General features: G+C 43.7%; 22 protein-coding genes. 5 read left to right on the top strand and 17 right to left on the bottom strand.

Translation table 11 applies throughout. The annotated features are described in order from the left end of the window. Positions 1-148: 148 nt before the first annotated feature. The 6 genes from QZZ55_RS11745 to QZZ55_RS11720 all read right to left on the bottom strand — a co-directional run bounded on the left by QZZ55_RS11745 (position 149) and on the right by QZZ55_RS11720 (position 9,272). Positions 149-2,296 (bottom strand): TonB-dependent receptor, encoded by a 2,148-nt coding sequence (locus QZZ55_RS11745; RefSeq protein ID WP_293267521.1) that lies wholly within the window; start codon positions 2,294-2,296, stop codon positions 149-151. 444 nt (positions 2,297-2,740) lie between these two features. Then, a complete protein-coding gene (locus QZZ55_RS11740) occupies positions 2,741-5,245 on the bottom strand; it encodes an EAL domain-containing protein (RefSeq protein WP_293267520.1) in 2,505 nt (834 codons plus the stop codon). A gap of 378 nt (positions 5,246-5,623) precedes the next feature. Continuing rightward, the gene (gene ipdC / locus QZZ55_RS11735; protein WP_293267519.1) at positions 5,624-7,276 is read right to left on the bottom strand and encodes an indolepyruvate/phenylpyruvate decarboxylase; all 1,653 of its coding nucleotides are present in this window, start codon (positions 7,274-7,276) and stop codon (positions 5,624-5,626) included. Positions 7,277-7,461: 185 nt separating this feature from the next. Continuing rightward, entirely contained in the window at positions 7,462-8,346 is an 885-nt protein-coding gene (locus QZZ55_RS11730; protein WP_293267518.1) for a DMT family transporter, read from the bottom strand. A gap of 82 nt (positions 8,347-8,428) precedes the next feature. Beyond that, positions 8,429-8,815: a zf-TFIIB domain-containing protein gene (locus tag QZZ55_RS11725; RefSeq protein ID WP_293267517.1), complete on the bottom strand. Its 387-nt coding sequence runs from the start codon at positions 8,813-8,815 to the stop codon at positions 8,429-8,431. Between the two features lie 151 nt (positions 8,816-8,966). After that, positions 8,967-9,272, bottom strand: a complete 306-nt coding sequence (locus QZZ55_RS11720; protein ID WP_293267516.1) for a hypothetical protein — start codon at positions 9,270-9,272, stop codon at positions 8,967-8,969. A 185-nt stretch (positions 9,273-9,457) separates the two neighbouring features. Here QZZ55_RS11720 and QZZ55_RS11715 point away from each other — a divergent pair, with 185 nt between their 5' ends. After that, entirely contained in the window at positions 9,458-9,901 is a 444-nt protein-coding gene (locus QZZ55_RS11715; protein ID WP_293267515.1) for a YtoQ family protein, read from the top strand. 105 nt (positions 9,902-10,006) lie between these two features. Here the strand turns inward: QZZ55_RS11715 and QZZ55_RS11710 are convergent, their stop codons facing one another. The 3 genes from QZZ55_RS11710 to QZZ55_RS11700 all read right to left on the bottom strand — a co-directional run bounded on the left by QZZ55_RS11710 (position 10,007) and on the right by QZZ55_RS11700 (position 11,022). Continuing rightward, a complete protein-coding gene (locus QZZ55_RS11710; RefSeq protein ID WP_293267514.1) occupies positions 10,007-10,261 on the bottom strand; it encodes a ribosomal protein L7/L12 in 255 nt (84 codons plus the stop codon). Positions 10,262-10,396: 135 nt separating this feature from the next. After that, the gene (locus QZZ55_RS11705) at positions 10,397-10,705 is read right to left on the bottom strand and encodes a DUF2007 domain-containing protein (RefSeq protein WP_293267513.1); all 309 of its coding nucleotides are present in this window, start codon (positions 10,703-10,705) and stop codon (positions 10,397-10,399) included. A 29-nt stretch (positions 10,706-10,734) separates the two neighbouring features. Next, positions 10,735-11,022 (bottom strand): cupin domain-containing protein, encoded by a 288-nt coding sequence (locus QZZ55_RS11700; protein ID WP_293267512.1) that lies wholly within the window; start codon positions 11,020-11,022, stop codon positions 10,735-10,737. 235 nt (positions 11,023-11,257) lie between these two features. On the opposite strand from QZZ55_RS11700, the gene QZZ55_RS11695 reads away from it, so the two are divergent. Further along, positions 11,258-12,487, top strand: coding sequence for a spore maturation protein (locus QZZ55_RS11695; RefSeq protein ID WP_293267511.1), 1,230 nt, complete (start codon positions 11,258-11,260; stop codon positions 12,485-12,487). A 203-nt stretch (positions 12,488-12,690) separates the two neighbouring features. On the opposite strand, the gene QZZ55_RS11690 is transcribed toward QZZ55_RS11695, so the two are convergent. From QZZ55_RS11690 to QZZ55_RS11655, 8 genes are all read right to left on the bottom strand, one after another. Further along, positions 12,691-13,260 carry a CARDB domain-containing protein gene (locus QZZ55_RS11690; RefSeq protein WP_293267510.1) on the bottom strand — a complete coding sequence of 190 codons (570 nt, stop codon included), beginning with the start codon at positions 13,258-13,260 and terminating at the stop codon, positions 12,691-12,693. 304 nt (positions 13,261-13,564) lie between these two features. Next, entirely contained in the window at positions 13,565-14,284 is a 720-nt protein-coding gene (locus QZZ55_RS11685; protein ID WP_293267509.1) for an ABC transporter permease, read from the bottom strand. Next, entirely contained in the window at positions 14,281-14,973 is a 693-nt protein-coding gene (locus QZZ55_RS11680; protein WP_293267508.1) for an ABC transporter permease, read from the bottom strand. Before QZZ55_RS11680 ends, QZZ55_RS11685 begins: the two co-directional genes overlap by 4 nt. Before the next feature lie 83 nt (positions 14,974-15,056). After that, complete coding sequence (locus QZZ55_RS11675) at positions 15,057-15,821, bottom strand: ABC transporter substrate-binding protein (RefSeq protein WP_293267507.1); 765 nt, start codon at positions 15,819-15,821, stop codon at positions 15,057-15,059. Positions 15,822-15,882: 61 nt separating this feature from the next. After that, the gene (locus tag QZZ55_RS11670; protein ID WP_293267506.1) at positions 15,883-16,656 is read right to left on the bottom strand and encodes an ATP-binding cassette domain-containing protein; all 774 of its coding nucleotides are present in this window, start codon (positions 16,654-16,656) and stop codon (positions 15,883-15,885) included. A 225-nt stretch (positions 16,657-16,881) separates the two neighbouring features. Continuing rightward, complete coding sequence (gene ppk1, locus QZZ55_RS11665; protein ID WP_293267505.1) at positions 16,882-19,083, bottom strand: polyphosphate kinase 1; 2,202 nt, start codon at positions 19,081-19,083, stop codon at positions 16,882-16,884. Between the two features lie 28 nt (positions 19,084-19,111). Continuing rightward, entirely contained in the window at positions 19,112-20,122 is a 1,011-nt protein-coding gene (hemB, locus tag QZZ55_RS11660; RefSeq protein WP_293267504.1) for a porphobilinogen synthase, read from the bottom strand. 210 nt (positions 20,123-20,332) lie between these two features. Continuing rightward, entirely contained in the window at positions 20,333-20,944 is a 612-nt protein-coding gene (locus QZZ55_RS11655) for a hypothetical protein (protein ID WP_293267503.1), read from the bottom strand. Positions 20,945-21,269: 325 nt separating this feature from the next. On the opposite strand from QZZ55_RS11655, the gene QZZ55_RS11650 reads away from it, so the two are divergent. The 3 genes from QZZ55_RS11650 (at position 21,270) to QZZ55_RS11640 (ending at position 23,633) form a co-directional block, all read left to right on the top strand. Beyond that, positions 21,270-21,806, top strand: a complete 537-nt coding sequence (locus QZZ55_RS11650) for a polymorphic toxin type 44 domain-containing protein (RefSeq protein WP_293267502.1) — start codon at positions 21,270-21,272, stop codon at positions 21,804-21,806. 69 nt (positions 21,807-21,875) lie between these two features. Further along, on the top strand, positions 21,876-22,307 hold the full coding sequence (locus tag QZZ55_RS11645) for a hypothetical protein (protein ID WP_293267501.1): 432 nt from the start codon (positions 21,876-21,878) through the stop codon (positions 22,305-22,307). Between the two features lie 69 nt (positions 22,308-22,376). After that, positions 22,377-23,633: a multifunctional CCA addition/repair protein gene (locus tag QZZ55_RS11640; RefSeq protein ID WP_293267500.1), complete on the top strand. Its 1,257-nt coding sequence runs from the start codon at positions 22,377-22,379 to the stop codon at positions 23,631-23,633. Positions 23,634-23,792: the final 159 nt, after the last annotated feature.

Below are 23,792 nucleotides of genomic sequence, written 5' to 3'. Positions count from 1 at the left end.
AAAGAGAAAGCAACCTTACCCGTTAAACCTCAATGGCAGAGCTTTCTCAATGACTAGTAGCTCACTATCAATTCATGAGCAAGACTGGCTTAGTATTTGGGTGCAAGCAGGTTTAAATTAGTGCTTCCCCAAATACGATGAAAGTGCTTTACGAGTCAAATCTGTATTGCAGCTCCATCCTGATACTACGCCCTTCCATCGGATAGTCGTCCGGAATAGTCCCATTGCTGGGTTCACGAGCGTCTTCGTCAAATAGATTGAAAACACTGACAGTCAAATCAAGTTGAGGGGCTATGTCTTTGCGCCGAATGGCAATGTTGACCAAGGAATAGTCATCGATGTTCTCTCTCAAATCTCCTTGCGCCCGCTTTCGACTCCCCACCCAATTCAACTGAGTATTCACTAACCACTGAGGACTGACTAACCAGTGAGCGTTAAGATAAAATTGCTTTCCAGGGGCGTCATGGGTACGTTGTTTAGTATCACTATCTTCTGAGCGTTGCCAAGAAAAGTTAGCATTAAGACGTAAACTCCGGCTTGCCTTCCAACTCGCTTCCCATTCAAAACCATAACCATCTTGGTTTCTAGCATTTTGAGCGGTCTGAGTGGTGGCACCAGAATCTGCAACAAATTCGATTAAATCCTGCGCTTCATAGGTAAACAGGCTAAGCGTACTTTGAAGCTCTGGCATGGGTCGGTAATTTAATGACAACTCCAAAGTATCGATAGTTTCTGGATCAAGGTCCGGATTACCTAAACTAACTGGATTATTCGCGATAAACTGCTCAGAGAATGAGGGTGCGCGAAATGCACTTCCATAAAGCAGTTTAGTGGTCAAGTTATGCTGTGTTGCCCACACTAATGCTACACGAGGATTGATCGTACTGCCGAAGTCAGAATAGTTATCGTACCGGACTCCCGCTGTTAACTCCCAGTCTGGCGAAAATTGCCACTCATCCTGTAAGGATAAATAATGAATTGTTCTTGAAGAGTGCGGTAAAAAGATAAATGGGGTGCCGGTAACATCAGTTAATGTCCCATCCACCACTGATTGGTTACCGTCAATAACGCTCGGACCAAAGTTTTTGGTTTCACTGCTATCATTTGTTTGGTGACGAATGCCACTAGCAAATCGCCAGCGATGATTATACATCCCAGTATAAGAAGCAACTACTTCCAGCTGGCTATCCTTTGCCTTACCACTAGGGTTGCCGATAAGTCCATCAGGGAAAGTAACAATTCCGGCAGGATTCGCAAAGTTAAGATTTCCGTCTGAACCAATAGGCACCACTGCTCCAGGAGGCAATAACCTGAAGCTCGTTTGAGTATCATAGAAAAAATAACTAAGGCGAGTATTAAAATTCCAGTCAGCCACTAGATCAGATGTTTGGTAAGATACATCTACAAGGAAAGCATCATCGGTTTGTGTGCCGCTTGGGTCAAGCGCTTGTGCTCCCCCAGCTCCAATGCCTGAGCCATCCTGATTCCAACCCCAAAAGCCCACCCGCCAGTTATCGTTTTTTAAACCAAGGCGGGTCTCCAAATATTCATAATTAGTTGATAATGATCCCGGTGCCAATGACGCATTCGTGCCTAATGCACCATCCAACATAGTCTGAAGGTCAGAATTGATAATTCGGTCAGAATCTCCATTACTGCTTTGATAGGAAAGACCAAACACCACATCTAAACCATTCCATTGACCTCCAGATTGCAGCCATAGATCACGGCTATCAAAAGAACCAATTCGCCCTCCAACGTCAGTGCCATCAATAGATTTGGCATCTTTTGTAATCACGCTTACCACACCTGAATAAGCGTCTGCTCCATAGACAGCAGAACCAGGACCACGTATAACTTCAATCCGAGCAATGCTGGCAACCGAGAGGTTAAACAACTCTGGCCGCCCTCCAGTACTAGGGGTTTGCAGAGGAACTCCATCAATGAGTAATAATACTTGCGAATTATAACCAGTATGAACACCCCTTATTGAATAAACAGGGTTAATTCGACTTAACGTTGACATCGAAACATGCAGACCCGGTACTGTCTCCAACACTTCATTGAGGCTCCTAGCACCAAGCATCTCAATGTCTCGAGCTGTGATAACAGAGGCTACTGCAGGAGCCTTATAGATGGGTTTGTTGCTACCGGTGGCGATACTAACAAACTCCTCACCACCATAGAGATCCTCTAGCCCTTCTTCCTCGTTGAGTCCGCTATTCAATTGAGCGAATGCTGGCATAATAGCTAATAGTGCAATTACCCCTACTCCGAATTGATGCACTCTGCGCATGTTTGACCTCGTTATTGTAAAAACAGAAAAAATAAACGTCAGTTTTTCCAGCTCCATCCAGAGGGCTTGATAGTCAAACGGTTAAGATACCGAGTTCTTAAACCTTCCAGTCTATATCCCTTCTGTATACTAATACTGAGCCCCTTTGATGCGCTCACTCATCGGTAGAATCATTCGTATAGTTACCACTTACCCTTGTGCTTCATAAAGCGTGTTGCCCAGAACAGGCATCACCTCCATCTAATCAAATACGTCTATCCTCTTGCAAACTACCAGAAAGATTGCCTAAAATCCTTTGCCGTTATAAAGAGCCTACATCGACACTCGGAGCTTTTTCAGAGTTACTTTAGAAATCAGTGTACCGTCATTGCTATGATTCTCAACGTATGCACGCGCAACATCAATGATCAAATCTGTAGTGCCAGAAACGAGAAGTTCACTATATTAAGAAACCTTAGATTCGTAATCAGAGTCTCGGATACCTAACTCTTCAATCGGTTTGGGGCGGCCTAGATAATACCCCTGAGCATAATCCACTTTAATCTCTTTGAGTAAGTTCAATACTTCCTGATCTTCAACAAATTCTGCTACCGTTAGTTTCCCCAGAGCACTGGCAACTTCACGTATCGCTTTCACTAAAGCCAAATCTATACTGTTATTGGTCAACTCTTTAACAAATGAGCCATCAATTTTTACGGTATCGGCAGGTAGGTTCTTTAAATAAGTAAAAGTACTGAAACCGGTGCCAAAGTCATCAATTGAAAAGCCACAGCCCATTTCAGACAACTCAGAGACCATCCGTTGTGTCGCCGACAGATTGGATAGACTAGCTGACTCTGTCAATTCAAATATTACTCGTTGAGGGTCAACGTTAAATTTTCTCAGCTTATCTTCTATCAAAGGAACCAGCCGCTCATCACTAAAAGCTTGGGCTGAAAGGTTGATAGCAACCTTCATTAACTCGGGGTACTCAGCAAGTGCCTTAATCGCTTTCCCTACTACCTGATGATCTAATAAGTTCGCATCTTCAAGGCGCTCCAAGGCCGGTATAAAATCATCGGGAAAAATCATTTGATTATCAATATTTAGACGGACAAGCGCCTCATAATAAGCAATTTCACCAGACTCAATATGGACAATCGGTTGGTAATGTAACAGAAGATTATCCTGCGCAATGGCGTGCTGAAGCTTGTGCAACCATTCCATACTGGATTTTATATCTTCGCTGTCTCTATCTCCCGATGTATAAACATGAACCAAATTACGACCGTGACGTTTAGCAACGTAAAGAGCAATATCAGCTCTTTGCAAATATTTTTGTGCTTTTTCAGCCTGCCCATCTATAGCGCTAATACCAATGCTGGCACTAATCTTATATATTTGATCACCAAATCGATACTGATCTGTAGCCACTAACTTACAAAGGTCTTTGGCGATAGACTCAGCTTGGATGATGTCAGTATTACTAAGTAATACCGCAAACTCATCGCCGCCAATTCGGCAAAGAATGTCACTGTCTCGTAGCCGATGCTGCAGCTTGTACGCAACACTTTTAAGAATATAATCCCCTTTATTATGTCCTTGGGTATCATTAATCGCTTTGAAATGATCTAGATCCAAATAAAGTAGCGAATGTTTACTGCCATTATGCCGGGATTGAGAGGCTAACCGACGAAGTGCGTTATCAAAATAGTAACGATTATAGAGCCCTGTCAGGGTATCGTGAGAAGCAAGGTATTCGAGCCTTTTCTCAGCACTTTTTCGGGCAGTAATGTCGTCAAGAGCAACGGATATAGCTTCAACGTCATTCTCACGTTTAACACGATTCAAACGGGCCTCCACCCAAATTTCCTGATCGTTGCTATCTAATAACTTAAACTCCAACCGACTGTGGTCAATCTTTTGCTCATAGAGGTTACTAATTACACTTAAAATATTGTTAGCGGTACGCTCATCATCTACTCGAACACAGTCACCAAATGGTTTCTTCAGGCTACCCGCTGCTGTCAGTCCCGTCAGTTGATACCAGGCTTTATTGGCAAAAACAATGCAGCCTTCACTATCCAGCTCCAGAATTACCGTGCTAAGCGTATCTAAAACATTCTGATGTTTTTTTGCCTGCGAAACCCTCACCCTCTCATTTTCTTTGAGAGAATCAACCGTTTGAGCAAACTGCTCATTACTGATCAAGAAATCCTCTCTGCGAGAAGCCACCTCACATACCTTGCGCAGTTGCTCTGTCCGAAACGGCTTAGAAATAAAATCAGAGGCGCCTTTCAACATTAGCTCTTCAGCCAGGTCCATACTGCCATGGGCTGTCATAATGACGATTGTCTGGTTAGGGCTTTCCTGAAGAATTAGGTCCATAACATCCGGGCCTGAGATCCCTGGCAACATAACATCGAGAAGGACAATTGAGTGCTTTTTTTCCTTCCACATGTCAAGTCCAGTTGGACCATCAGGAGCAACATCAACATCAAAGCGATTACGTAATATGCGCTGGATTAAATGAGCCGTATCGGGGGCATCTTCAATTGCTAAGACCCGGTCTTTTCGCACTGTTTCTCGAGGAGTAAGGCTGTTTTTAAGAAGATTATCTAATTTTTTATGCTGAGCGAAAGGAAGCAAATGATCAATATCAAACTCTCTCGCAGTAGTTTCTGCAATACGCTTACACCATGTTGAAGTAACAATGATGAACGGCGTTGTTTCACTGCAAATGAAAACCCCTGAGCGCACCATTCGCGCCAGTCTCCAGCCATCCAACGCGCCAATATATATGTCACTAATGACACAAGAGATATTCGACTGTTTTAGCACCGCCGCAGCATCTTTGCCACTCTCGGCTTCTATAACATCAAAGTGTCCACTCAATTTTATGTAGTTGCAAAGCGTTTTTCGTTGTTCATTATTGCTGTTCACTAACAAGAGTTGAGGAAGCACAGTCATCCACTAACACCCTTACATTAAGACCCGAGCCACTGTAGTTGTAGAAAGATCAGTCGATTATATAGATCGAGACTTTAAAAAGACGAACGTTACTGTACGTTCAAAAAATGTGAACCAATAAGTTATTACTACCAACCTCGCCTTAACATATAACATTACGATTTTAGATCGCGTTTATTTATAGCCTATTTTAACGATATTGGCTACACGCTGAATGGCCATAAAAAGAGACTCCTGGCATATATACATCCACGCGCAGAGCGGCTTTCCTGAATAAGTTATGGAGCAACAATTGTACCCACCCCTGTATTATCACGAAAAAACTTACAGCCTGTAAGGGCTGTCTTCACGACCACACCTACCTAAGATTCATTGTAATCAATCGGCAACCATAGCCTGCTCACGCATTTTAGTAATACCACCAACAAAACGACTCAAGGTATTTGATAAGTCTCCTTTCTCGATAATCGCTTCAATCAGATAAAAATTATCGTCATCTTGTACAGCCTCTTGCAGTGCGCACTTTAACTCTTTACGGTTGGTTGCCCGCCGGCCAACACCCCCTAGCTCATCTCCTATACGCGCATAATTCAGCTGTGGCAGATCGTTAAATGCCGATTCAGGCTGAAACGTACGCAACATTTCCCAACTACTGTTATTGAACACAATAACAATCGGATTCCAGCCATAGCGTCTAGCATTCAGTAACTCCCAGCCCGTCATTTGAAACGCACCATCCCCGACGAGAACAATTGGCCTTTTTCCGGTTGCCGCTTGCACACCGAACCCAGCGGGCACACCATAGCCCATGGTGGCATAAAAACCCGGGGCTACCAGATCCGTTTCTTTGATATCCAACGTAGTAAAAAAGCAATCCCCCATGTCTGCAGCAATAGGCATCGCTCCATGCTGCTGAAACAAATCATTAATTGCAGCGGCAATATCGGTAGGCGTTATTTTCTGCTCATCCGCCGGTAGCTCACAAGGATAATGATGTGTAGCCGCCACGACCTGATTGTTAACAGTTTCAAGTCTATGCGCACGTGTGTTTAATTCGGCAATAAATGCCTGCAAAGGGATCTCAGGATAGATGTGATACCCCATTGAAACATTACCATCACAGGCAAGAATCACCTTACGAAAATCCAGCTTTTGCTGTGATATGCCAAAGTTACCATCCGTGAGAGTTACTCCTAACAGAACGGGCATATCCGATTCTTCTACCAAGCGCGTTAATTCGGCATCCCCCGCAACACCCAGATAGGTACCCTGCAACGGGACATCCATATCATTAAGCAGCCCTCGCCCCATCAAGGTCGTTACTACTGGAATACCCAGTTGTTTGGCAAGATCTGCTGTTTGTTGCTCAATACCGAAGCGCCTAATTTCAACGCCGACAACCAGCACGGGTGACTCAGCACGCTGCAGTTTTTCAAGCGTTGCACTCACGCAGGCGTCCAGTGCACCAGTGTGTATTTGATGCAGATTTTCCGACTGATAGGGCAGTACTGGCATGCACTGATGAAAAACAAGGTCCCTTGGGACCTCAATGTAAACCGGCCGAGAATGCCTGATACAGCTTGCTAAAACTCGCGCTATATCAGCGGGGGCTCGTTCAATATCATTTAAGATAACCTGATCGCAGGTAACTTCCTTATACACTTGCAGCTGGGAATTAAGACTCTTTGCTTGATGATGCACTAGCAAACCCGTACTTCTATCACCTTCACCGGGCCCTCCGGAGATCACCACGACTGGCGATTTTTCTGCATATGCTGCAGCGATCGGATTGACCATATTGAAGCCACCCGCCCCATAGGTAATGGCCGCAACCGATGGCTTGCCGTGACAACGTGCTGCGGCATCCGCCGCATAGCCCACCGTTGGCTCATGGCTGAAAGTATAGAGAGGTAAAATCTTGGATTCTTCAGCCACCTTAAAGAAAGGCAAAGCAAAATCACCAGGAATACCAAAAATTTCAGAAACCCCGTGCTCTTTTAGTGAGTTAAGCAGTACTTCAGCCAAGTTCATCGGATTGCCTCAGTTAGTGTCATAAATGAATTCATAACACAGTACTCGCCACAACCATCTAAAAAAAGCATAATAATTGCGTCAAGTTAATCCAATAAATAGATATTGTTTTATCATACATTGCATTACTGACGCACGACCAGTGCCTGTGAAATTTACTCACAGCCTAAGACTCTTATGCGCAGTTATCTAACCAACGCACGGACAGCACTACGTACGCTGCGCCAGCGGCTAACCATTAGTGCACTAAAAATCAGTACACAGCCACCTAACTGCATAGCGGTCATTGTCTCGCCAAACCATACTGCTGCCAACATAGCAGTCCATACAGGCTCCAATGTCATGATCACAGCAGCATTACTCGCATTGGATAAGCTTTGCGCCCAAGTCTGCATAAAAAACCGCAAGCTGGTCGCAATGAAGATGCTGGCAATCATCCACATCCAGATTTCAACGGGCCATGCTAACGTCCATGTTTCAGTCAGAAATGACACAGGAAGTGCCACCAGCCCTACCACCATTAACTGAACTGCCGCCAGAGCAATAGGTGATGTTTTCGCAGCTGCACGGCTATTCAGGACAAAAGTAAACGCAAACAATACAGCTGAACACAGAAATGAGAGCTCACCCCACCCCATCACAAACTGGCTATCAAGTGATAGGCTGGCAAGACCTATAGCCGCCAGCGGAAGCGAAAACCATACCGCCCGGTTAGCGCGTTCACCAAACAAAGTTGCAACAATGGGCACGAATACAGCCCCTAGGCAGGATAAAAAAGCACCCACGCCTATATGATGAGCATGATGCAGCCCTAAGATCCAAAAAATCATAGCCACACCGAATGACATACCGACCAAGGCTGTCCGCAAGATCCCTCGTTTATCAAGCGCTCGCAAGGCCTGCCAACCAAATAGAGACAAAACCAGCCCGGCAACTAAAAACCTCAAGCCAATAAACATCAAAGGAGGGATACCAAAAAGCGCTTCTTTAGAAAAGATCCATCCAGCCGCAGCAAGCAGCGTTACGACGACCAGTATCAAGTCTGATTTAGCGGCATTTGATTGAATCACAAAGAACATCTCAAGAAACTATGTAGGCTCACACATACAAAAACACAGTAGCGCGTGCTACTGCTTCACTGCGTTCATATGACTATGTACGGACATTAGACTTAAACGTATCGATCGCCTGCTTAACCCGTTCAATCAATGAAAATTCGGTAAAGTCTTTAAACTCACCCGCATCAAAAAAGACACCATTACAATAAGCACATGCTTCAAACTCAATATGCAATTGTGAACGATCCACCATTTTAATCATTCGCTTATGACACTCAGGGCAATCGATATCTCTAACGGGGTTATAGGCAGCCCCTGCATTGGTTTTGACATCATCAATGGCCTCAATGCCTTCAATAGATCTCGCCAACTCATGGCTCCCATCTCGAAACCAAATTCCATTACATCCTGAACATTTTAATGCTGAAAATGCCGTGTCTTTAATTTCGTTCATTGAGCTATTACATTTAGGACATTCCATATTACTTCCTTTTAAAAACAAGAATCGGGGATAAACTTACTACACTAGAAGGGATACCTTACTCTATAATCAGCTCAACTTTATAGACCTAAATGAGAAACAGTATTACCCAAATTAGCGTGATAGCCTTTCATCAGAAAGGCCTGCTATATCAATACACTGACTCGCATGAGCGAGAAATAACATTGCAATCGCTATCTCGATAATAAGTACAGCCATTAGACTCAATAACCGCAGCACAGCTGCCGTTATCATCATAACTGCTCCCTCCACCTCCAAATAATAAACTCAATGTCCATAATCCAAGTAGCGCGGTAATAACCCAGCGTACCGTTTTAGAAAAGTGCTGACCTTTCCATAGACAATATAAACCCAGAGGGAAAAAGACAATAAGCAGAAAAATAACAACCACGCGGTTACTAACACAGCTATCAATTGCTTTTTGGAAATCCATCATATTGCTCCGTAATATGAATATAAACTCCCCCACAGCGCTTATCGTGCCACCTTACTCCAAACAAGTCGTTACAGGAAAGCACCTTCAACTGTATATAATTTGTACAGAAAATAATACAGATGATGCTGTAGAATTCACCTTACAAAGCTCCCACTAAAAGCACTTAATAAAAAACAGGAAACACTATGCATTGGAATATCTACCTCTCTGGCGAAATACATACCGACTGGCGTCAGCAGCTTATCGATGGCGCAAGAGCACACAACCTACCGGTAACCTTTAGCTCTGCTGTCACTAATCACGAAGCAAGTGATGCTGCTGGAGATTTGTTAGGCGCAGAAGATAATAGTTTTTGGCGCGACCACAAGTCATCTAAAGTGAACGGTATCCGTACTAAAAACCTTATAGCAAAATGTGACATCGCCATTATTCGTTTTGGTGATAAATACAAACAGTGGAATGCTGCTTTTGATGCAGGATATTGTGCAGCTCTAGATACGCCATATATCACGCTACACGCTGATGACATCATCCACCCTTTAAAAGAAGTGGATGCAGCAGCCATGGCATGGGCAACAACGCCGGCACAAGTGGTTGAAATACTTAGATACGTGATTCTAGAAAAATAAGCCGCTGATTGAACACGGTTTGTAATGCATGTGAACTCTCAAGAGAAATACCTTTTCTTGGGAGTTAGTTCTGTATTGGCTAATATTGGAAGTTTATTTTTGAAATTAGCTATTAAAAAATTTATAAACCAAATAAATTATCAACCCAATAAACAGCAGCTTAGCAACACTCACATTGCTTTCGACTTTTTGCACAGACGCTCCCTCAGATGCATGCTCATCGACATAATTATCAATCAGCTCCTTCGCTTCTTTCAGGCCGATGCCTCTTAATGACCTTAGCGTTTTGATAGCATCAATTTTTCTTCCTGCATTTAACGCTGATAATACTTCAGGCTCAAACTCAATATGTGTATTCAATTGATAGTCCTTTATTAAAGCTACCTTCCACATAGTAAAGCATGAAGGCAAGCAATTATCAGTAAGTGTAGTTGATCCTTGGCCAGAGACTACGTTTCAGAGCAATTATTATTACACGCTTACCCTGAGCCCCTGTCATGCGTTATCTTTTTGGCAATTCCAGCAGATGTCAAAAGAGGAATCATTATGCTCAGAACAGTTCTCACAAACCCATTCAGCAGCATTTTTGCGGCTGAGAGATGTTTCAATAATGTTTAGAGCTTGCTCATAATCTGAATCACTAAAAATCCAGACTTCAGGCCACGCATCAAAAGCGGATGTTTCACCTACCGCTCCCTGCGCAAACTCATTCTTCAGGAATGTTCCAATACCTTGTGCCTCAATGAGATTTTTAGCATTACACACTAAGAACTGATTCTCGCTGGTATAAACCATCTTCATCATTAACCCCCTAATTGCGCTACGATTAAGAACTACTTAATTTCCACTTCAATCAAGGTAATGTCAATTTCTGAAGGGTTAATCACGTTATGCTCAACACCTGCATCTCGGTAATAACACTCGCCCGCCGTTAGCTTCACCGGCTTCGCACCGCCCCCTGAATCAATAAGCAACTCACAACTATTCATGGGTACAATCACATAATCCCTCTCATGGCGGTGCCAACGCGTTTCACTTCCTGCAGGAAAATGAAGGTGATTAACACAGGTACGTGAATTATCGATTTGTTCTGTCATTACAAACGTTGGACGTTCAGTCATTTTTTGTGTTCTCTTATTTGTTTAATATTACTCTCTGACAAATCTTTTGCTCGTTCGTTTTAACGACTCAAATATTCTGTTGGCTTAACACACTGGGAAAATGCTTCTTTAACGAAACCAACTAGATAAAAAAGCTAGCGATCACCCGTTCTATTTCACACTTAAAAATCTGATATAGTTTGCATCAAAAAATGGATCGTTGCATTCTCGCCTGAAATAACAGCTAAGAGTATTTATGCTAGTACATATCTGGTTCGGTTTTTTCGCCACCGCATTCATCGCTGCTCTTTATCAATGGCTGGTATTAAACCAAGCTGATATCTTCGGCCTGCTCATTCAATCTACCTTCGATATGGCCTCGCTCAGTGTGGATATTTCTATTGGTCTGGTTGGTGTGCTGTGCCTTTGGCTAGGTTTGTTTAAAGTGGCTGAAAATGCGGGATTAATACAGATTCTCTCTCGTGGCCTGGAACCATTATTTTTAAAACTAATGCCTGGCATACCTAAAGGGCATCCTGCACACGGCAGTATGACGATGAATATCGCCGCTAATATGCTTGGGCTGGATAACGCTGCAGCGCCAATGGGGCTGCGAGCTATGCGGGACTTACAGAATTTAAATCACGGTTCAGATATCGCAAGTAATGCACAAATCTTGTTTCTCGTTTTAAACACTTCTTCCGTTACATTATTGCCGGTAACTATCTTTTTATACCGCGCTCAACAGGGTGCAGCTGACCCCACATCCGTATTCATTCCTATCTTACTCGCAACCTCTGCATCGACAATAACCGGTCTGATGGCAGTGGCCTGGGTACAAAAAATCAATTTATTTAATCGCGTTGTTATTGGTTATTTTTCTGGGTTTGCCATCTTATTAGCTGCGCTCGGTAGCTGGTTAGTGAGCTTGCCAGCAGAACAGATGTCGAGCAGTTCATCCTTGCTGGGCAACCTTATTTTATTCGCAATCATTATGTTGTTTCTATTTTCAGGCTGGTATAAGAAAAATAATATCTACGAAGATTTTATCGAAGGTGCAAAACAAGGATTTGATGTCGCAATCAAACTCATACCCTATTTAATCGCCATGCTGGTCGCCATTGGTTTGCTACGTACCAGCGGTGTATTAGAGGGTGTTATATATGGCTTAGAATATCTGTTCTCTTCACTGGGCTTTAATACTGACTTTATTCAGGCACTACCTACAGCGTTAATGAAACCATTGAGCGGTAGTGGCGCTCGCGCAATGATGCTAGAAACCATGAGCACATTTGGAGTGGACTCATTCGCTGCAACTATTTCCGCCATCATGCAAGGCAGCACAGAGACAACATTTTATGTGTTGGCCGTTTATTTTGGCAGTGTTGGCATAAAGCACGTACGCCATGCAATTACCTGTGCCTTACTCGCCGATCTTGCAGGCATTATCGTGGCTATTCTAGCGGGGTACTGGTTTTTTCATTAAAACATTACTCAGCCAGTGCCACTTGGCCTATTACGCTATCGCAGACAAATGTTTTTTTAGAGCATTTGGTATTTTAATTTGATGGTTATCACTGCAACTCGTCAACAACCGTAGAAAGCAGTTTGTTGCATTTACCAAAAAATAACCTATTCTTCTTTACCGCCATTACTAACAAAAAAGAACAGGCTATTTAAGCAATCTACTTATTGAGTAACAGAGCGAGGGATAGGTAATCTAACCTTAGGATTAAGGTTAGGGCGCCCTTCCTTCGGGTCTATATGTAAGTTTTTAATAAACTTTGGATCGACTGTAGGCCCTTGCGGCCTGCCGTCTTCAGTGCATGTATGCCTTACATTGACATCCTTTTTAAACCCATTATTCTGCTCGGCGTAACTGCCTTCAACGTATTCTTCAACCTCGTTTCTTGAATCTACAACAGCAACAATCCGATGCTCACCAACGGCAGGAAACTCTAGACTTATTACTGAGACCATTATGGACTCACCTGGATCTACTCCCCTACCAATACCAAACTGCCTCTCTGCGCCCAGTTGCGATGTGGTTAAGCTATTGGCGCGTAACGAAAACAAACCACTTCCTTCTGCTCGCTCATCGCCTATGTTTGCAATAGTAACGCTAAAATTTGTACAGCCTCCTTTTGCGGGCAGAGATAAAAATGAAATATCTTCAATTATTAAATCAGCACCAGCAAACGAATGTGTAGAAAAAATACTCAGCACAGCGCATAGCAACAATCTTTTTTTATTATTCATATTCAATTCCCTCTGTGTTTATTATGCTTCCCAATTAGGAACCCAAAATACAACGCGTATACATTCATTTTATGAACAGATATGCACAGAATGACACCATGCTTGAATAACTATATGGATAACCTTTCCTTTTTGATGTGACAACACCCACAAAACTAATGCATACAAACACCATAGCTATATCGGTGTTCTGGAGCAAGCCTCTGAGCCATCACTCATAAAACGAGTTTTGCCATATGACAGGCAATAAAAAACGGCCATAAAGGCCGTTTTTTATCTTCACTTACTAAGCAAGCAGTACTCACTATTGCTTATCAACGCCCATTTGATCAACGTTAGGTTTGTAGTACTGGTAACGGTTGAAGCGGCTTTCCATATAGCGGAACAGGCCTATGACAACGGCAGCCATTACTAGGTAAATAACTCCAGCGGCAGTAAATAGCTCTACGGGCGTATAGGTACGTGCTTGTATCGTACGTGCCATACCCGTGAGATCCAGCAACGTAATGGTAGAAGCTAGTGCGCTACTTTTGAGCATCAGAACAACTTCGTTACCATAAGCAGGTAACGCAATACCGAATGCGCGCGGTATAACGATACGCCGCGTTTTAAGCAACCAGTTCATGCCAAAGGCATCTGCGGCCTCAAGTTCACCATTGGGTATTGCCTGAATCGCACCACGGAACAGTTCAGCGCTATAAGCCGCTGTATTCAGCGTGAAAGCGATAATCGCACACCAATAAGGCTCTTTCAGTATGACCCACAATGCGGATTCACGTACCGCTTCAAACTGAGAGGCTCCATAGTAGATCAAAAAGATCTGTATCAGCAGTGGCGTACCACGGAAGAAGTAGATGAAACAGAACGGAAAAACCCGTACCCACGGTGTTTTTGAAGCGCGCATCAGTGCAATTGGCACCGCCAGCATAACGCCTATTAGACCGGAGATAACCACGAGTTCTAGCGTTAGCAGAGCACCATCCAACAGTTTTGGATAGTACTTAATTATGACATCCCAATTCATCCTTTGTACCTCGCTTGCGGAGTACAGGCTCGCTCCATCCAAAGTGTTCCAGCCGTTGCGATTGCTGTCAGTATCAAATAAATACACGCAGCCGCAAGATAAAATGTGAACGGTTCTTTTGTAGAACTAATTGCTGTCGTGGCTTGGCGAATAATATCTTGCAGGCCAACCACCGATACCAAAGCTGTATCTTTGAGCAGCACTTGGAACAAGTTTCCTAAACCAGGTAAAGCTACGCGCCAAACTTGCGGAAGAATAATACGATAAAAGGTTTTGCTACGCGTCATGCCTAATGCTTGCGCAGACTCCCATTGTCCCTGAGGAATAGAAAGGATAGCCATACGAAAGACTTCGGTTGCATAAGCACCAAAGGCGATAGACAGTGCGGCCACACCCGCCATAAATGGATTTACTTCAATGTATTCGTCATATCCAAACATACTGGCGATTGCCATTACCAAGGCAGAACCACCAAAGTAGATAGCAAACACAATCAACAGCTCAGGAATACCACGAATCAGCGTAGTGTACGCAGTCGCCATTGCCCGAAGCACTTTATATTCTGATAATTTAGCGGCAGCACCTAACAAACCAAAAACCAGGCCTAACGATAGACTGACAACTGCCAGCTTGACGGTGACCCATGTTCCAGCCAATAACAGGTGACCAAACCCATGCAGATCTATCACGTTATTATTCTCTTACAGCGAACGTTAGTGGATTATCCATTTTAAACAGTGCGCGAGCTGTTATAGCCCGCGCATTGAGCCGATCAATAGATAGAGAACGGGAAGTATTTAGCATTGATGACAGCGTAAGTACCGTTTTCAACGATAGTCTTCAGTGCTTTGTTGAACTTCGCTTTCAACTCGCCTTGGTTATGACGAATAGCGATTCCAATTTTATCAACAGATTTTGTTTTAATCGGCTCACCTTTGAATTCAAATCCATTACCTGCATCTGTACGCAACCAGTCATAAGCAGGGAATTTATCTGATACCAAACCATCAAGACGGCCTGTTGCCATATCCAGATAAGCATTATCCTGCGTATCATAGAGTTTTACAGAAACAACATCACCCAGCTCATCTTCCAAGTACTGACCTGCGATGGTCGCACGCTGTGCTCCTAGCGTTTTGCCTTTAAGCGATGCTTTATCAGTTTTTAGAACCTTGTCTCTTGGACCAACAAATGCCAATGCGTTGGTGTAGTAAGGGTTAGTAAAGTCTACAGCCTGCAGGCGTTCTTCAGTGATCGACATAGAAGCCACAATCGCATCAAATTTACGGCCTTTCAGAGCAGGGATCATACCATCCCAATCCTGTTCAACAATCGTGCAATCTGCTTTCATCTCTGCACACAATGCTTTAGCAATTTCGACATCAAAGCCAATCAGCTCGCCTTGTTCATTTTTCATATTGAAAGGTGCATAAGCCCCTTCAGTAGCGATACGGATTTTATCACCCGCAGAAGCTTGGGTAGCGGCAAAAGCGCCAGCGACTAATGTAACAGCTGCAATAATTTTACGAACACTCATCAGGTTTCTCTCTATATTATAAATAATTATTATAGTGAATCTCTTTTGTGTGGAGCTGAAATCAATTGTGGCTAGACATAAAGTCACGTACACGTTGCGATTTCGGGTTTTCAAACACTTGCTCTGGTGGCCCTATTTCTTCTATCTGTCCTTGATGTAAAAATACGACCTGACTTGATACGTCACGCGCAAAACGCATTTCGTGCGTAACGATCAACATCGTTCTGCCTTCGTCAGCCAATTCGCGCATCACGCTTAATACTTCGTTCACTAGCTCAGGGTCCAATGCAGACGTTGGTTCATCAAACAACAACACCTGTGGGTCCATCGCTAAAGCACGTGCTATCGCAACACGTTGCTGCTGGCCGCCTGACAAATTACCGGGATAAGCATCTTTCTTTTCGAGCAGGCCTACTTTTTTCAGTAATCCTTCGGCACGCTCAATAGCTTGCTCTCGGGATTGCTTTAAAACATTCATAGGGGCTTCGATGATGTTGCCAAGGATGGTTTTGTGAGGCCAGAGGTTAAAACTTTGAAAAACGAATCCGATACGCGAGCGCATATCTTCGAGTTGTTTACGGTCTGCTGCTTCGAGGTCACCGGACTTTCCGGCCTTAAGCTTTAGCTCTTCGCCGCCAATGATTACCTGCCCTTTGGCGGGTTGCTCTAGCAAATTAATGCAGCGAAGCAGTGTACTTTTGCCTGAGCCACTTGAACCGAGAATCGAAATGACATCCCCGTCATTCGCCTTAAGTGAAACGCCCTTAAGTACTTCAAGACTTCCATAGGATTTATGTATATCGGTCAATTCGAGCGCGATCGAGGTTTCAGACATAGTGTTTTCCATTATTGTGCGCATAATTAGTCAGTAAAAAAGACCATAATACGCCATCTTATTTCTTATATGAAACATTTGACTTATGGGTCTATTTTCCTGATCTGAATTAAAAACGCAACGATTGCGCTCAATTCTCATGTTGAGATGTCTGAAAATACTAAAAAAAGGTCGCCACAACGAAAAAGAGCGCTAAAAAGCGCCCTTAAAACAGATCAATTAATGCTAGCTAGCAAAATCTCTCAATAATTGTTGCTGTGCACTAAAGGGCTCTTCGCCCTCCTTGGGTTTCAACAGCGTATAACTACCGTCAGCTTTTAACTCCCAGCTTTGCGTATTGTCTGCCAAATAGTAATCCAACTCTTTCTTTACGCGCTCTCCTTGCTTGCCCGTAACGGGGAAACACGTCTCGACACGATTAAGCATGTTACGCTCCATCCAGTCGGCACTGGAACAAAGCACTTCTGGCTTTCCGTTATTACCAAAATAATAGACACGAGTATGCTCTAAGAAGCGCCCTATAATAGAACGCACTGTGATATTTTCCGATATTCTGGGCAAACCTGGACGCAAACGACACATACCACGAATAATCAGTTCTATTTTTACTCCCGCTTGGGAAGCTTCGTACAAAGCGCGAATCATCTTCGGCTCCGTTAGGCCATTCACTTTAACGATGATATGCCCGGGCTTGCCGCTGGATGCCAGCTTTGCCTCATGCTGTATCAGCTCCAACATTTTGGCATGCAGGGTAAATGGCGCGTTATACAACTTTTTGAGGCGCTGTATTTTGCCCATACCGGTTAGCTGCTGAAACACTTTATGAACATCTTCGCCAATTTCATCATTCGACGTCAGGTAACTGTAATCAGTATACAAACGCGCCGTGCCCGAGTGATAGTTACCTGTTCCCATATGGCAATAGCGTACAAGTTTGGTGCCTTCACGGCGCACAATTAGCATCGCTTTGGCATGTGTCTTATAGCCCACCACACCGTATACAACCAAGCAGCCTGCTTCTTGCAGTCGGCTTGCTAGATGTAAATTACTCTCTTCATCAAAGCGTGCACGTAACTCAATAATAACCGTGACTTCTTTACCGCCACGAGCGGCTTCCACTAGCGCATTAACAATATCGGACTTATCCCCTGTACGATAAAGCGTCTGTTTAATCGCTATCACGTCGGGGTCTTTAGCCGCTTTCATCAACAGATCAACAACAGGCGTAAACGACTGAAACGGATGCATTAATAGCTGATCACCCGTTTTTAATGCTTGAAAGACATTCGGCTCTTTCTCTTTTTTCAGCTTACCGGGCACACCCGGAGAGAAAGGCGGCCATTTTAATTCTTGGCGCCCGGCTAAATCTCTTACTGTCATTAAGCGCGTCAGGTTTACAGGGCCATCGACTTTATAAACTTGCTCTTCATCCAAATGGAATTCTATTTTCAGGAAGTCCACCAGCTCTTCTGGTGTGCGATTATCGACTTCTAAACGTACCGCATCGCCATACTTTCGCGAATGAAGCTCACCACGTAACGTACGCGCCAAGTCATCCATTTCTTCAAAATCAAACGTTAAATCGGCATTTCGGGTAATACGGAATTGGTAACACCCGAGAACCGTCATGCCAGGAAACAGCTCGGCTGCGCATTCATGTATGACCGATGATAAAAATATTAAATTATCCCCCCCATCACAAAGTTCGTCTGGCAAACGAATCAAACGAGGAAGAGAACGCGGTGCAGGAATAATCGCCAACCCGGTTTCACGGCCAAAGGCATCTTTACCATCGAGCTGTACGATAAAATTAAGGCTTTTATTGACGAGTTTAGGGAAAGGGTGTGCAGGGTCTAAACCTATCGGGCTAATAACCGGTACAACTTTCTCTTCAAAGAAATTTTTAATCCAAACCAATTGCTCAGGCGACCAATCACGACGGCGTAAAAAGTGAATACCGCATTTTTCCATCTCAGGAAACATGATCTCATTAAGAATACGGTATTGGCGCTCAACATTGACTTGGCAAATTTCACGGATTTTCTCTATGACCTTTTTCGGGTACATCGCATCTGGGCCAACCGTTTCACGCCCGTATTTGAGCTGGCGTAGTTGCTCTGCTACACGTATCTCGAAAAACTCATCCAAGTTACTGGAGAAGATCAGCAAGAACATCAGGCGCTCAAGTAGCGGATAACGATCATCCAACGCTTGCTCCAGCACCCTAACATTAAACTGCAACTGACTAAGCTCGCGATTGATATAGAGTTCTGGCGCTTTGAGATCAACCGGCTCAACCTCAACAGGATGGTCTACCGTTGGTAAAATTTCGCGGCTCTCCACCAGCGCCTTTGCGGCCTGGTTCTGCATTACTTCTTCACTCATCATCTCTACCTGTTTATCAATCGCAGTGACCTGCTCAGTCATCTCTATCTCCAGTATAGTGAGAGACCGACTACTCGTTCATTTGTTGCGCTGCTCGCTTCGCGAAGTATGTCAGGACACCATCGGCACCAGCACGCTTAAAGGCCAATAACGATTCCATCATAACACTACGCTCATCCAACCAGCCGTTCTGGAAAGCAGCCATATGCATCGCATATTCACCACTGACCTGATAAACGAAGGTCGGTACTTTAAATTCATCTTTTACCCGGCGCACAATATCCAGATAAGGCATGCCGGGTTTAACCATAACCATGTCGGCCCCTTCTGCCAGATCCAAGCCCACTTCGTGTAGTGCTTCATCGCTGTTGGCAGGGTCCATTTGATAACTATTCTTGTTGCTCTTACCTAGGTTCCCAGCAGAGCCAACAGCATCACGAAAAGGTCCATAGTAAGCACTTGCATACTTGGCAGAGTACGCCATGATACGAGTATTCACATACCCACTTTCTTCCAATATTTCACGTATGCCGCCTATACGGCCATCCATCATGTCACTTGGAGCCACGACATCAGCCCCCGCCTCTGCATGTGACAACGCCTGCTGGATGAGCGCTTCTACCGTGCGATCATTTAACACATAGCCCGCGTCATCTATGATGCCGTCCTGCCCATGCGTAGTGAATGGGTCCAGTGCCACATCCGTAATAATGCCTAAATCAGGACACGCATCTTTAATCGCTTTAACTGCTCTTTGTGCTAACCCATCTGGGTTATAGGCTTCTTCTGCAAACTCTGACTTCGCAGAAAGCGGCGTTACAGGGAACAGCGCCATTGCTGGAACACCCAAGGCTGATATCTCTTTTGCTTCCTTCACGAGTAAATCAATACTCATACGCTGCACACCCGGCATAGAAGCAACACTCTCTGTACTATTGTTGCCCTCAATCACAAATACAGGATAGATAAGATCGCTGGGTGTAAGCTGATTTTCTCGCATTAAACGGCGTGAAAAAGTATCGGCACGCATGCGTCGTAAGCGTGTTTCTGGAAAAAAGCGCTGGCTATCATTAAAGGCCACGGTGGTATCCTTTTAATCTAAGTAAATTTAACAACATCTATATGACAAACTAATGACAAACGCCATATCCAACTGATTCTACGCTGCTTTGAGGCAGCAGGTCATACATTCATCTTAACGTATTCTAGATCATTATGAATATGACGGACATCAGTAGGACACGCCCACCAACAGCAACGACAGCGAGTAAACCATTACAATGTGCTGAGGCTAATCTCGCCGGCATCGGCCTCGGGAGAGAGACGCTTGTACTTTGTTTTTTCGCTTCCACTTGTCAAGATGTTCACAATCAACACGCGTAAAGTCTGGAAGCCGTACGGACTTCAAATGGGGTAAAAGAAAAACCTCTGTTGGATTCCGTAACACAACATTCGATAAATCGAGATTTGTGAGGTTTTCTAAAGTGTATAAAGGGTGAATTCGCCTAATGGGGTTTCTACTCACATCAAGAAACTGCAGAGAAGTTAAAGACTGCGCCCCATCCAACCTTTTTATATCCATATTAGGACAATACAGACTACGTATAGAATGAACGGAAAAGTCAGCGCCACTACTACTTGGGTGTATACCCAAATACCGGCTAAGCTCAGTTTTAATACACTGGTAGAAATTCTTATCTTCTATCTGAATAGCATCAAGTGACGCCATCATCCACTGATCTCTCTCTTCTATCTCAGCTGTAAACTGCTGTATACCCACCAAATGCTTAGGTACTTTCTTAGACTTTTCAGCGTCTGTACCCGTCCCGCTTTCTAGCCAGATAAACAGTGCTAAAACAACGACACCACTAACGGCAACAAGCTTAGGAGTGAGTTTAACCATATCGAGCAGCCCTTATTGATTAACTATTATCTTTTTTGATTTTGACCAAAACAATCTACTCAGCTTTAAACAGAGATTTACATCCCATCGCCCTAAAACACATATTTTATATCTCAGAAATACGTTAAATGTTCTAAGCCCTGTGGTAACAATTAATTTGCATCTTTTTCCTTTTTAAGGGAATAGGATAAATTGACTTAGGTAAGTAACCTCCATAATATCCCAAGCGCTGGTTGACAACTAAATAGCATGTTTTTTAACCCTCACTTAATAATGCTACAACCTCGTTAACTATATAAAAGGTTAACAAATATAAGGAAATAAAATGCACTCCATGGAAGACTTAGCATTCTATATGGCTTCAGAAATGAAGCGAAATGCCCGTTCAGTCATCGCCCAAAATATTAAACAACATAATACGAGTGTATTTGATACTTACCAAGCCTTAACGAAATGGAAATCGATGGTAGGAAACAGGCGTCCCTGGGATCATAAAAATCATATCAAAAACACATATGGGGAATGGTCACTTGATTCCTTATCAGGTGCACAGTTTAATTACGACATCTGGTCTAACCTTCATTACGGCTATGTGGGCAGAGGGGTAGGGTTTTCAGCTTGGACATTAAAAGCAGGGGCCGGATACGCGCAATGGGCCGCTGGCACAAACCCTGATGGGTACTGGCAGAGAAGAGCCGAAAAATTAGGGGATGCAGACGTAATAGCCGCTTTTGATGACCCTAATGATCAAACAGCAATCACGCTTGGCATTCAACTCTGGGATAGCTACAAATCAAACATTGATGCACGTATCATTGCTGCCCTTCTGAGAGAACACCACTCAGACCTACAAACTAAGTGATCAATAATGAAATACTTTTATATATTTACGATCGGATTATTAATGGGCTGCAGTGACGAAGGTAACAACATGAAACTTCTAGAAAGTTTACATAAAAACGCAACACTGTTAGAGCCTATAGCACACATCATATCAAACGAAGATCACCGTGCGATTATCGACTTACGGGATAAGCCCCCAAGAATTGAACCCGAGACGCTTGCAGAAAAAATATCTGAATCACATCTCAATTTACTCAAAGGCGCTGAGGTTAACTTTGTCGCAAATGACCCAAGTTTTGGTGGTGTTTTATTTGAAAAAAGTGGTGTAGGCATTGGTATTTCTGGATCATCTACCGGCTATATATACAGCCACACCACTCTAAATATAGAAGAGTCGGACGATCTCTACTCCGCTTTTAAGAACCAAAAAGAAAACCTGTCACTGGTTGATGGAAGCTCAGATATAAAACTAGTACAACCCGCAATAAAGAATTGGTGGTTATACATAGAAACTTTTTAGGGAAGATGCGGACAGATCGAGATTCAGTATGGAGCAGCTGATGTCTGACAACATATAACGGATAATCTAATGAACAAGCAATTGGAAAATGTCTACTTAGTAGGCGGCGCGGTAAGGGACTCATTACTTGGCCATACATCGCATGATCTGGATTATGTCGTGGTGGGTGAAACAACCGACACAATGGCTGCATTAGGCTTTCAATCTGTCGGGAGTGATTTCCCTGTGTTCTTGCATCCACACACCAAACACGAATACGCTTTGGCCCGTACCGAACGCAAAAGTGGCAAGGGTTATACCGGCTTTACCGTTGATGCCAGCACATCTGTCACACTAGAAGAAGATTTAGCTCGGCGTGATTTAACCATCAACTCAATGGCAATGGATGCTAACGGCCAGATCATCGATCCTTACAATGGCCAGACTGATTTAAAAAACAAAACACTAAAACACACCACAGCGGCCTTTGCTGAAGACCCAGTGCGAGTATTACGTGTAGCTCGTTTTCTTGCCCGTTTCGGCGATGAGTGGACGATACACCCTGATACTTGCGCACTCATGAAAAAGCTAAGAGATAACGGTGAATTAACTCATCTTGTACCTGAACGAGTATGGAAAGAAACAGAAAAAGCGCTGGCGGAAAAGTACCCACACTTATTTTTTGAAGCACTTAATGGGCTGGGAATATTTCCAGAAGTAGAAATAATGGCCGGTGTACCTCAGCCTGAAACCCATCACCCAGAAGGTGACGTTTACACGCATACAATGCTTGTTGTTAAACGGGCAGCCGATTTAAATTTTGATGTAGAAACCCGGTTTGCAGCCCTGACCCATGATTTTGGTAAAGCTCATTGCTACCAAAAACGAAAGAACTTACGCGGTCATGAACAAGAAGGTGTTGCCATCATTGAAGCATTTTGTGAGCGTTTAAAAGTACCCAACCATTTTAAAGCACTCGCCACCCTAACCAGTGATAACCATACACGATGTCACACACTATTTGAGCTCACGCCAAAAACCGTGCACAAATTGATTGTTGAAAACATGAATGCACTAAAGCATCCAACGCGTTTTAAGCAGTTTCTTCAAGCATGCTTATGTGATGCACAAGGCAGAGGAGACACCTTTGTTAATAGGGCTTATCCACAACTGTTATTAGCTGAATCATTATTAGATGCCTTAACACAACTGGATACAAAAGCCGTTGTGCGGCAAGCCCTATCACAAGGAAAAAAAGGCCCGGATATAGGGGGCGCAGTGCGCGAAGCACAAATAAAAACTATCCGCGCCTATTTAGCTAAGGAGAAAGCAGAACAAAGCACATAGCCGGCACTCCAATAGCAAACCCAATGCCCAGTCAGGAAAGGTTAGCCGATAAGAAATACTCCTTCCTCATTAAAGTTAGGGCTGATGATGATTTTCCACTCGTGGCCATCGTAGATAGCGGCTTGATCACCGCTGGCAATCATTAATAAATTATCGCGC

Origin of the sequence: Neptunomonas sp. (assembly GCF_016744175.1) — a bacterium.
Taxonomy (GTDB): Bacteria; Pseudomonadota; Gammaproteobacteria; order Pseudomonadales; family Balneatricaceae; genus Neptunomonas.
The sequence above is the reverse complement of the archived record's forward strand: the minus strand, read 5'-3'. Positions and strand labels throughout refer to the sequence as shown.

Excerpts from the sequence above, each read along its gene's own strand:
- QZZ55_RS11745 (WP_293267521.1), bottom strand. The coding sequence starts at position 2,296 with ATGCGCAGAGTGCATCAATTCGGAGTAGGGGTAATTGCACTATTAGCT.
- QZZ55_RS11740 (WP_293267520.1), bottom strand. The coding sequence starts at position 5,245 with ATGACTGTGCTTCCTCAACTCTTGTTAGTGAACAGCAATAATGAACAA.
- ipdC (WP_293267519.1), bottom strand. The coding sequence starts at position 7,276 with ATGAACTTGGCTGAAGTACTGCTTAACTCACTAAAAGAGCACGGGGTT.
- QZZ55_RS11725 (WP_293267517.1), bottom strand. The coding sequence starts at position 8,815 with ATGGAATGTCCTAAATGTAATAGCTCAATGAACGAAATTAAAGACACG.
- QZZ55_RS11720 (WP_293267516.1), bottom strand. The coding sequence starts at position 9,272 with ATGATGGATTTCCAAAAAGCAATTGATAGCTGTGTTAGTAACCGCGTG.
- QZZ55_RS11715 (WP_293267515.1), top strand. The coding sequence starts at position 9,458 with ATGCATTGGAATATCTACCTCTCTGGCGAAATACATACCGACTGGCGT.
- QZZ55_RS11705 (WP_293267513.1), bottom strand. The coding sequence starts at position 10,705 with ATGATGAAGATGGTTTATACCAGCGAGAATCAGTTCTTAGTGTGTAAT.
- QZZ55_RS11700 (WP_293267512.1), bottom strand. The coding sequence starts at position 11,022 with ATGACTGAACGTCCAACGTTTGTAATGACAGAACAAATCGATAATTCA.
- QZZ55_RS11695 (WP_293267511.1), top strand. The coding sequence starts at position 11,258 with ATGCTAGTACATATCTGGTTCGGTTTTTTCGCCACCGCATTCATCGCT.
- QZZ55_RS11690 (WP_293267510.1), bottom strand. The coding sequence starts at position 13,260 with ATGAATAATAAAAAAAGATTGTTGCTATGCGCTGTGCTGAGTATTTTT.
- QZZ55_RS11685 (WP_293267509.1), bottom strand. The coding sequence starts at position 14,284 with ATGAATTGGGATGTCATAATTAAGTACTATCCAAAACTGTTGGATGGT.
- QZZ55_RS11675 (WP_293267507.1), bottom strand. The coding sequence starts at position 15,821 with ATGAGTGTTCGTAAAATTATTGCAGCTGTTACATTAGTCGCTGGCGCT.
- QZZ55_RS11670 (WP_293267506.1), bottom strand. The coding sequence starts at position 16,656 with ATGTCTGAAACCTCGATCGCGCTCGAATTGACCGATATACATAAATCC.
- ppk1 (WP_293267505.1), bottom strand. The coding sequence starts at position 19,083 with ATGACTGAGCAGGTCACTGCGATTGATAAACAGGTAGAGATGATGAGT.
- QZZ55_RS11655 (WP_293267503.1), bottom strand. The coding sequence starts at position 20,944 with ATGGTTAAACTCACTCCTAAGCTTGTTGCCGTTAGTGGTGTCGTTGTT.
- QZZ55_RS11650 (WP_293267502.1), top strand. The coding sequence starts at position 21,270 with ATGCACTCCATGGAAGACTTAGCATTCTATATGGCTTCAGAAATGAAG.
- QZZ55_RS11645 (WP_293267501.1), top strand. The coding sequence starts at position 21,876 with ATGAAACTTCTAGAAAGTTTACATAAAAACGCAACACTGTTAGAGCCT.
- QZZ55_RS11640 (WP_293267500.1), top strand. The coding sequence starts at position 22,377 with ATGAACAAGCAATTGGAAAATGTCTACTTAGTAGGCGGCGCGGTAAGG.